This window comes from Paracoccus maritimus (assembly GCF_025195095.1).
Lineage (GTDB): Bacteria > Pseudomonadota > Alphaproteobacteria > Rhodobacterales > Rhodobacteraceae > Paracoccus > Paracoccus maritimus.
Map to the genome: position 1 here is coordinate 183,500 of NZ_JANAVZ010000008.1, position 6,351 is coordinate 189,850.

7 protein-coding genes are annotated in these 6,351 nt (G+C 62.4%); 5 read left to right on the forward strand and 2 right to left on the reverse strand.

Annotated elements, in window-relative coordinates; all coding sequences use genetic code 11:
- Window positions 1–6 precede the first annotated feature (6 nt).
- Complete coding sequence (gene pncA / locus MU516_RS14805) at window positions 7–603, reverse strand: bifunctional nicotinamidase/pyrazinamidase (protein WP_260278054.1); 597 nt, start codon at window positions 601–603, stop codon at window positions 7–9.
- A 181-nt stretch (window positions 604–784) separates the two neighbouring features.
- Here pncA and MU516_RS14810 point away from each other — a divergent pair, with 181 nt between their 5' ends.
- Both MU516_RS14810 and trhO read left to right on the forward strand, forming a co-directional pair.
- A complete protein-coding gene (locus MU516_RS14810; RefSeq protein ID WP_260278055.1) occupies window positions 785–2,368 on the forward strand; it encodes an SLC13 family permease in 1,584 nt (527 codons plus the stop codon).
- 39 nt (window positions 2,369–2,407) lie between these two features.
- Window positions 2,408–3,346, forward strand: a complete 939-nt coding sequence (gene trhO, locus MU516_RS14815; RefSeq protein WP_260278056.1) for an oxygen-dependent tRNA uridine(34) hydroxylase TrhO — start codon at window positions 2,408–2,410, stop codon at window positions 3,344–3,346.
- 33 nt (window positions 3,347–3,379) lie between these two features.
- Here trhO and MU516_RS14820 read toward each other — a convergent pair whose 3' ends face one another.
- Window positions 3,380–4,171: an enoyl-CoA hydratase gene (locus MU516_RS14820; protein WP_260278057.1), complete on the reverse strand. Its 792-nt coding sequence runs from the start codon at window positions 4,169–4,171 to the stop codon at window positions 3,380–3,382.
- Between the two features lie 56 nt (window positions 4,172–4,227).
- Here MU516_RS14820 and MU516_RS14825 point away from each other — a divergent pair, with 56 nt between their 5' ends.
- The 3 genes from MU516_RS14825 to rpsI all read left to right on the forward strand — a co-directional run bounded on the left by MU516_RS14825 (window position 4,228) and on the right by rpsI (window position 5,761).
- Window positions 4,228–4,680: a PaaI family thioesterase gene (locus tag MU516_RS14825; protein ID WP_260278058.1), complete on the forward strand. Its 453-nt coding sequence runs from the start codon at window positions 4,228–4,230 to the stop codon at window positions 4,678–4,680.
- 122 nt (window positions 4,681–4,802) lie between these two features.
- Window positions 4,803–5,267, forward strand: a complete 465-nt coding sequence (gene rplM, locus MU516_RS14830; RefSeq protein ID WP_209057249.1) for a 50S ribosomal protein L13 — start codon at window positions 4,803–4,805, stop codon at window positions 5,265–5,267.
- A 2-nt stretch (window positions 5,268–5,269) separates the two neighbouring features.
- The gene (rpsI, locus tag MU516_RS14835; protein WP_209057250.1) at window positions 5,270–5,761 is read left to right on the forward strand and encodes a 30S ribosomal protein S9; all 492 of its coding nucleotides are present in this window, start codon (window positions 5,270–5,272) and stop codon (window positions 5,759–5,761) included.
- Window positions 5,762–6,351 lie beyond the last annotated feature (590 nt).

A 6,351-nucleotide genomic window follows, 5' to 3' on the forward strand; every position in this document is an offset into this window, starting at 1 on the left:
CGTCGTCTATCGCAGCGATACGCCGGCCTGCCGCATGTTCTGGCGTGCCGCATCCTTGCTGCCGTTCAGGTCGATTGCGCGGGTGGCGTCCTCGATCACGCTGACGGAAAAGCCCAGTCTGGCGGCGTCCAGCGCGCTCCACGCCACGCAGAAATCGTGGGCCAGGCCGACAAAGGTCAACTGCGTCAGATCGCGTTCGCGCAGATAGCCTGCCAGCCCTGTCGGTGTGCGCCGGTCATTTTCGAAGAATGCCGAATAGCTGTCGATATCGGCGCGAAAGCCCTTGCGGATCACCAGGTCCGCGCGGCTGAGGTCCAGATCACGGTGAAAGCCGGCGCCTTCGCTGCCGATCACGCAATGCCGGGGCCACAGAACCTGCTCGCCGTACTCCATTTCCGTCGTCTCGAACGGCTGGGCGCCGGCATGGTTGTCGGCGAAGCTGGCATGATCGGCCGGATGCCAGTCCTGCGTCAGCACCACGGCGTCGAAGTCCGCCATCAGGGTGTTGATCCTGCCGACGATCTCGTGCCCGCCGTCAACCGCAAGCGCGCCGCCCGGACAGAAATCATTCTGCATGTCGATCACGATCAGCGCGTGGGGCATCTTGGCACCTCCCTTGTTGCTTGCCGGACCCAAGAAACTTCGATCCCGGCGGATAATGCAAGCCCGCCGAGACCCGGCGCTGCGTGTTGGGGATTTCCAGATCAGATGTGGCGGCGTACCAAGGATGTATTGAAGGAAGAATACCAACTGGCGGTTACAACGCGAACGGGAGGGCGCGGCGATGGGGCTTGATGACGAATTCCACCAGCAGGGTCAGTATGACGACTATGATGGCGGCGAAAGATCCGCCCGGCTGATCTGGGGGCTTCGGTTACTGGGACTGGGGATGGCACTGCTGGTGTGGTTGCTTCTGGGCAACTCGGAGGGGCTGGCGCCTGACGCGCGGGTCGTCGCTTCTGTTGGCACTCTGATGGCGATCTGGTGGATGACCGAGGCGATCCCGTTGTCGGCGACCGCGCTGTTGCCCATCGTGCTGATCCCGGCGCTGACGGATCGAACTGTGGGTGAAGCGACTGCCCCCTATGCCAGTTCCATCGTCTTCCTGTTTCTTGGTGGTTTCCTGATCGCCATCGCGATGGAGAAATGGAACCTGCATCGCCGGGTCGCTCTGCTGACGCTGCGCAAGGTCGGCGTTGAGCCGCGCCGGATCGTGTTGGGCATGATGCTGGCGACCGGATTCCTGTCGATGTGGGTCTCCAATACCGCAACTACGCTGATGATGCTGCCGATCGGTCTGTCGGTGCTGGCGCTGGTCGTCGACCGTGGGTCGAAGCAGGGCGGCGCGGCAGCCGAGGAAGAGCTGTCGAGCGGGGCCAGGATCACCGACGTCGTGCGCGACCCGAATATCCGGGCCTTCGGGGTGTGCCTTGTGCTGTCGATCGCATGGGCTGCGTCGATGGGCGGGTTGGGAACGCTGCTTGGCAGCCCGCCCAACGCCATCGTGGCGGGGTATGCCGCCGACGAGCTTGGCCGTCAGATCGGCTTTCTGGAGTGGATGATTCTGGGTGTGCCGCTGGCCTTCGGGTTCATCTTCATTGCGTGGCTGCTGATGACCCGGATCCTGTATCGTTTCGACCTGCCCGAGATTCCGGGAGGTCGGCAGATGATCGATGACCAGATCTCGCATCTTGGCCCGCTGAGCCAGGGCGAGAAGATGGTCATGTTCGTCTTCCTGGGTGCGGCATTTCTGTGGGTCGTGCCGGGGCTTCTGGCCGGGATCCTGGGAATAGCTTGGCTGGACAGCCTCGACGACACGGCGATTGCCATCGCCGCCGGACTTGCGATGTTCATTCTTCCAGGTCAGGGCCGCAACAAGATGGTGCTGGAATGGAAGGACGCCGAAGAGGGGCTGCCTTGGGGCGTGCTGTTGCTGTTCGGCGGCGGGCTCAGCCTTGCGTCGGCAGTTGCGGCATCCGGGCTGGACAGCTGGTTCGGCGCACAGGTGCAAGGGCTTGGTGCGCTTCCCAGCGTGCTGCTGGTGGCTGCGGTCGTGACGATCATCCTGTTCCTGACCGAGATTACTTCGAACACCGCGACGGCCGCGACCTTCATTCCGATCCTGGGCGGGGTCGCGCTGGGAATCAACGCAGATGCACTGAGCCTGCTGATTCCCGCGGCGTTCGCCGCGACCTGCGCATTCATGTTGCCGGTTGGCACGCCGCCCAACGCCATCGTCTTCGGCACCGGCACCGTGACCATCGGGCAGATGGCGCGCGGCGGCGTCGTGCTGAACATCATCGGTATCCTGCTGATCACGCTGGTGTGTTACGTGCTTGGCGGTTTCGCGATGGGTCTGACGTTCTGAGCCTTGTCATGCGGGGCGCGGCTGGACTATGCCGCGCCCATGCTGACCGTCGCCGCGCTATATCAATTCACCCGTTTCCCGGACCCGGCCGCGTTGCAGGGTCCGTTGGCCCGACTGGCCTGCGGTCAGGGTGTGCGTGGAACATTGCTGCTGGCGGCCGAGGGTATCAACGGCACCATTGCCGGCACCCGCGAAGGGGTCGACGCCGTTCTGGATCATATCCGCGGGTTGCCGGGCTGCGCGGCGCTGGACTGGAAGGAAAGCACTGCCGAGACGATGCCGTTCGGACGCATGAAGGTGCGGGTGAAGCGCGAGATCGTCACAATGGGTCAACCGGATGTCGATCCGAGGGCCTCGGTGGGCCGTTATGTCGAGCCGGCGGACTGGAACGCCCTGATCAGCGCGCCCGACGTGGCGGTGATCGACACCCGCAACGACTACGAGGTTGGCATCGGGACGTTTCAGGGCGCGGTCGATCCCGGCACACGAAGCTTTCGCGACTTTCCCGCATGGTGGCAGGCTAATGCGCACCGCTTTCACAACAAGCGCATCGCGATGTTCTGCACCGGCGGAATCCGCTGCGAGAAATCGACGAACTACCTGCTGTCGCAGGGCGTCGAGAACGTGTTCCACCTCAAAGGCGGGATCCTGAAATACCTTGAGGATGTCCCCGAGGATGAAAGCCTGTGGCAGGGCGACTGCTTTGTCTTTGATCAGCGTGTCAGCCTGACCCACGGTTTGCGACAGGGGCGGCATGGCATGTGCCACGCCTGCCGCCGTCCGCTGGCCCCCGAAGATCGACAACGGCCCGAATACGAGGAGGGCGTCTGCTGCCACCGTTGCGTGAACGAATACAGCAGCGCGGACCGCGTCAGGTTCCGCGAACGCCAGCGTCAGTTCGATCTGGCTGCTCGCCGGAACGATGGTTCGAACGTTCCGGGCGATCCCGCCACAACCCCTGAAGGACTGGAGTCCTGATCGGTTGATGTCGGCGGTTCGTGTCCGCGCGGATCAGGAATCGTCCCAGGATGGTCTGCGTTTTTCCAGGAAGGCGGAAATGCCCTCTTCGGTGTCGGGCAGCATCAGGTTTTCGCAGATCGTGCCGCTGGCCGTGGCGTAGGCATCGGCAAGGCCAAGCCGCAACTGCTCGTGGAAGGTGCGCTTGCCCATACGCACCGCGGCGGGAAGCTTGGCTGCGATCTGCTGCGCCATCTCCATAGTCACCTCGGACAAGCTGGCCTGCGCGGCAACCCGGGTGACCAGGCCCAGCTCTTGCGCTCGCGCGGCGGTGATGAAGTTGCCGGTCACAAGCATCTCAAAAGCCGCGCGTGGCGCGATCGCGCGGGTCAGCGCAACCATCGGAGTCGAACAGAAAAGACCGATGTCCACGCCGTTGACGCCAAATTTCGCGTCCTCGGTCGCGATCGCAAGGTCGCAAGCCGCCACCAGCTGACATCCGGCCGCTGTCGCGACCCCGTGAACCTCGGCGATCACCGGCTGGGGCAGGGCGGGGATCATCTGCATCATGCCGCCGCAGCGACCGAAAAGCCGGTCGAATGCTGCTCGTCCCGCGTCCTCGTCCTGGCGCGACGCCTGCATCTGGCGCAGATCATGCCCCACGCAGAATGCCTTGCCGTTTGCGGACAGGATCACCGCGCGAATCTTTTCGTCCGCCTCGATGCCGCGAAAGGCGTCGGCAAGCGCGTCGATCATCTCGAAGGACAGAACGTTCAGCCGATCGGGGTCGTTCAGGGTCAGCCGGGCGACATGCCCCGTGTCGTTGCGTAAGATCAGGTCTTGCATCTTGATCTCTCCTCCCTTTCCCGGAAGCCTAGGCCGGCACGGGGCAGGGGGAAAGCATGGATCTGGTTATGGATGCAAGGGCGCTGAACGCGTTCCTGCAGCGAGAGTTTCCGCAGGTCGCCAGCGAGTATCGCGTTGAGAGTGTCGGGCTCGACGAACTGATAGCACGTATGACGGTCGGGCAGGCGCATCTGCGCCCGGGCGGCACGATCAGCGGTCCGACCATGTTCGCGCTTGCCGATCTGGCGGTCTATTGCGCGATCCTTGCGCGGATCGGGCCGGTTGCGTTGGCGGTAACCACCAATGCCTCGATCGATTTCATGCGCAAGCCCGAGGCAGGCCGCGACCTGATCGCGACATGCCGATTGCTGAAACTGGGCAGGGTGCTGGCCGTGGCGGACACGTTGATCCGTTCGGACGGGCAGGCTCAGCCGGTGGCCCGCTGTTCGATGACCTACTCGATTCCGCCAAAACCGTCGGAAAACGGCACCTTGACGGGTGGTATTTAATTACCTATTTGGTAATTTACTGATATTGCTAAAAAATATGACGCCAAGCTGTATTGACTGGCGTCGCGTTATCAAGGATATACCGCCATCTCGAATTCAATCCGACCCTGAAGGGACGAAAGATGAAAACCTATACCGCGAAACCGGCGGAAATCGAGAAGAAGTGGATCCTGATCGACGCAGAAGGCGTCGTTCTGGGCCGTCTCGCCTCGATCGTCGCCAATCGCCTGCGCGGCAAGCACAAGCCCAGCTTCACGCCGCATATGGACATGGGCGACAATGTCATCATCATCAACGCCGACAAGGTGCAGATGACCGGCGCCAAGCGCGATGACAAGAAATACTATTGGCATACCGGCCATCCGGGCGGCATCAAGCATCGCACCGCGCGCCAGATCCTTGAAGGCGCCCATCCCGAGCGTGTCGTGATCAAGGCGGTCGAGCGGATGATCAGCCGCAACAAGCTGGGCAAGCAGCAGATGACCAACCTGCGCGTCTATGCCGGCGCAGAGCATCCGCACGAAGCACAGCAGCCCGAAGTTCTGGACGTCAAAGTCCTGAACAAGAAAAACACCCGGAGCGCGTGATCATGGCCGAAGACATCAAAACTCTCGACGATCTCAAGTCGGCGGTCTCGGGCACCGAGGCCGCCGTGGCCGAAGCCCCCGTCAAGCGCGAACCCCAGCGCGACGATCTGGGCCGTGCCTATGCCACCGGCAAACGCAAGGATGCGGTTGCCCGCGTCTGGGTGAAGCCCGGCTCGGGCAAGGTCACCGTGAACGGCAAGGACATCAACGAGTATTTCGCGCGTCCCGTTCTGCAGATGATCCTGAAGCAGCCTTTCGACGTCGCTGGCGTCGCTGGTCAGTATGACGTTCAGGCCACCGTCAAGGGCGGCGGTCTGTCGGGGCAGGCCGGTGCCGTCAAGCACGGCATCAGCCAGGCGCTTCAGCTGCACGAGCCTTCGCTGCGCGCGGCGCTGAAAGCCGCGGGCTTCCTGACCCGCGACAGCCGCGTGGTCGAGCGCAAGAAATACGGCCGCGCGAAAGCCCGCCGCAGCTTCCAGTTCTCGAAGCGCTGATCTTCAGCACATCGAATCCAGAAGGCGCGACCCTGCGGGGCCGCGCCTTTTTTCTTTCGTAACGCGGATTCGGAGGGGGCGGCGCGCAGGTCATCCCGACTCGGCGGCGCAGATCTGGCGCGAAGAAGGCACGTTTCGACCACTGATTCCGCCCGATTCCCTGTCGAATTCGGCGACTCGGAGGGCCTCAGAGGGAGAATCTGGACCAGATGGCCGCAGCACTACCGCTGCCGCGTCATCGGAATGTCACGAATTTATAAATATAAATCAGTGATTTGGCGAAAAAATGGCGGACAAGTCGAAATTTCCTCTTGCGGGTCCCGGCGGCCATCCGTAAATACCCCTTCACCGAACGGCGGGACACGCTGAACGGGACGGAGAGACGGGCCAGACGGAACCGCGCTTCGGGAAGACAATCTGGGAATGAACGACCGGTAGGGGCGTCGCTTGAATGGCGCATCTTCCGCGATTTTGTTTCCTCTGCTTTTTGACATTGATGGATTTATGAAGGGATATGCGGGCGGTTTGGTCGTATTCGACTGAGTTTCTTGCATATCGGCTCTCTAGCCTTCTGGCGATGATGAGAGTGT

Excerpts from the sequence above, each read along its gene's own strand:
- pncA (WP_260278054.1), bottom strand. The coding sequence starts at position 603 with ATGCCCCACGCGCTGATCGTGATCGACATGCAGAATGATTTCTGTCCG.
- MU516_RS14810 (WP_260278055.1), top strand. The coding sequence starts at position 785 with ATGGGGCTTGATGACGAATTCCACCAGCAGGGTCAGTATGACGACTAT.
- trhO (WP_260278056.1), top strand. The coding sequence starts at position 2,408 with ATGCTGACCGTCGCCGCGCTATATCAATTCACCCGTTTCCCGGACCCG.
- MU516_RS14820 (WP_260278057.1), bottom strand. The coding sequence starts at position 4,171 with ATGCAAGACCTGATCTTACGCAACGACACGGGGCATGTCGCCCGGCTG.
- MU516_RS14825 (WP_260278058.1), top strand. The coding sequence starts at position 4,228 with ATGGATCTGGTTATGGATGCAAGGGCGCTGAACGCGTTCCTGCAGCGA.
- rplM (WP_209057249.1), top strand. The coding sequence starts at position 4,803 with ATGAAAACCTATACCGCGAAACCGGCGGAAATCGAGAAGAAGTGGATC.
- rpsI (WP_209057250.1), top strand. The coding sequence starts at position 5,270 with ATGGCCGAAGACATCAAAACTCTCGACGATCTCAAGTCGGCGGTCTCG.